The following is a 2,289-nucleotide window of genomic DNA, read 5'->3' on the forward strand; positions in this document are numbered from 1 at the left end:
TTGTTGAACGAAGCCGCTACGCGGCAGAGTAAAGCGAGTGCGAACCATACTCTTGTAACACCATCACCCTGATGGTCGTTCACAGGAGTAACCCCATGAAACCCGATGACTTAAAACGTTACAACACCCTTTATGAACAACACCTTACCAACCTAAAGCTGCAAGGTAAACGACCCGCGACCATTGATGCCTATTCCCGTGCGGTTCGTCGGATCACCGCTCATTTCGACCGAGCCCCTGATACATTAACGACCTCTGACCTCAAACAGTTCTTCGCGTCTCTTATTCAAACCCACTCGTGGAGCACCATAAAACTCGATCGTAATGGCTTGCAGTTTTTCTATCGCTACACGCTCGATAAACAGTGGGAGTGGCTCAATATCGTCAAGCCGCCACAAGTAAAACGACTGCCCGACATACTGACACCACAGCAAGTCAGCTCGCTGATTACTCACACTCGACAAGCACGTTATCAGGTGTTTTTTCTTACTCTGTACAGCATGGGGTTACGACTCAGTGAGGGATTAAATCTTACGGTTCATGATATCGACAGCCAAACAATGCGCGTTCACATACGGGAAGGAAAAGGCGGAAAAGACCGAATGGTGCCGCTTCCGCAGCGAACGCTTAAGGCACTCCGCACGCACTGGCTTACCCATAAGCATCCTTGCTACTTATTTCCTGGACTTGGTACATGTCACGACACCCCCATGGATCGTGGCGGAATTCAAAAGACGATGAAACTTGTACTTAAAGAGTGTGGTATCAAAAAGCCTGCGAGTCCTCATTCACTCAGACATTGCTTCGCAACGCACTTACTTGAGCAAGGAGTCGACCTACGTTCACTGCAATCACTGCTCGGTCATGCAAGCCTCAACACCACGGCACGATACACCCGAATGACTCAGATAAAGCAGCGTGATGCGGCAATGGCCATCAACCAATTAACGGATGATCTAGACTTAACATGGAGCATAAAATGAGTACTTTCATTGAACTGCTTCGCCAGCATCATCGTGCGCTTAAGCATCACTATCATGCGCAGATAAATGGCGATATGCATCGAGCTATTGGGGCGATGCTCCGTTGCAAAACAGAGCAACAAGGACGCTCACAATGGTTCTGCAGTCACTGCCATCACGATGACCGATTGCCTCTTTCTTGTGGTCATCGCCATTGCCCTCAATGCCAACAACGCACCACTTCTGACTGGCTACAGCGTCAACAGCAAAAACGGTTACCTGTTCACTATTTCATGGTGACCTTCACTTTACCGTATCAATTGAGAGTGCTGGCAAGACATCAACCTAAAGCGATATATAACGGTATGTTTAAGGTGGCATCAGGGGTATTAAAGGATTTTGCCAACCGACAACGGCAAGGTGAACTTGGTTTTACCGCCGTGTTGCATACTCACAGCCGACAACGAAACTTGCACCCACATCTGCACATTATCGTGGCGGCAGGCCAATACGACGCGTCGAGGCAAACGTGGCACAAAGGCAACAAGCATTACCTCTTCAACGCGTTTGCTTTGGCCAAAGTATGGCGAGCAAGAATGCTAGAGGCCATTAATCAACACCCAACGTTGTGGTTGCCGAGTGGCATACCCAAACAATGGGTGGTCGATTGCAGACAAGTGGGATACGGTCAGGCTGCGTTGAGCTATTTGGCTCGCTATCTCTATCGTGGTGTGCTGCCTGATGAAGACATCATCAGTATCACAGATGATACTGTCACCTTCCGCTATAAAGAGAGCCAGACCAATGCATGGCGAACGCGCACCTTGCCCACTCTGAAGTTCTTACTGCTCATTTTGCAGCACGCGCTGCCCAAAGGGTTGCAGCGAGTACGAGATTACGGTTTTTTACGTGGTCAAGCACACGCCTTAAGAGCCCGCATTCAACTGTTGTTATTGAACTTGCTCTATATAATGCCGCCGCTAACCGCACCGATAAGAACCAAAGCAATACGAGTATGCCCTTGCTGTCAGCATCAGATGGCGTGTGTTGGAGTAAGTCGACCCATCTAGCCGAAAGGCATTGATAACAAGGAGAATGGCATTGACGAGAGCAGAGGAGATGTAACGACGAAAGAAACGAAAAATAGCTAACTGGTTGATAAGATTGCTATCGCAACCTTATCTTGACCCCGCTCGCCTTGAGAAAAGCCTCAAAGCGATGTGCCCTTCAAGTTCAATCGTACAATTTACTTAACAAAGTGGCTTCGGGCTTGTTCAACACTCGGGATTTAGTGTTGGCTGCGCAACACCTTAATCCTTATTTGTTA

The 2,289-nt window shown here is 48.4% G+C and carries 2 protein-coding genes; both read left to right on the forward strand.

Annotation, left to right across the window (positions count from 1 at the left end; genetic code table 11):
* Window positions 1–95 precede the first annotated feature (95 nt).
* Window positions 96–983 carry a site-specific integrase gene (locus AB6E52_RS22900; RefSeq protein ID WP_102319866.1) on the forward strand — a complete coding sequence of 296 codons (888 nt, stop codon included), beginning with the start codon at window positions 96–98 and terminating at the stop codon, window positions 981–983.
* Window positions 980–2,032 (forward strand): transposase, encoded by a 1,053-nt coding sequence (locus AB6E52_RS22905; protein ID WP_102319867.1) that lies wholly within the window; start codon window positions 980–982, stop codon window positions 2,030–2,032. The genes AB6E52_RS22900 and AB6E52_RS22905 overlap by 4 nt, the downstream gene beginning before the upstream one ends.
* Window positions 2,033–2,289 lie beyond the last annotated feature (257 nt).

The organism is Vibrio sp. 10N.247.311.13 (assembly GCF_041467595.1).
GTDB lineage: Bacteria > Pseudomonadota > Gammaproteobacteria > Enterobacterales > Vibrionaceae > Vibrio > Vibrio crassostreae_C.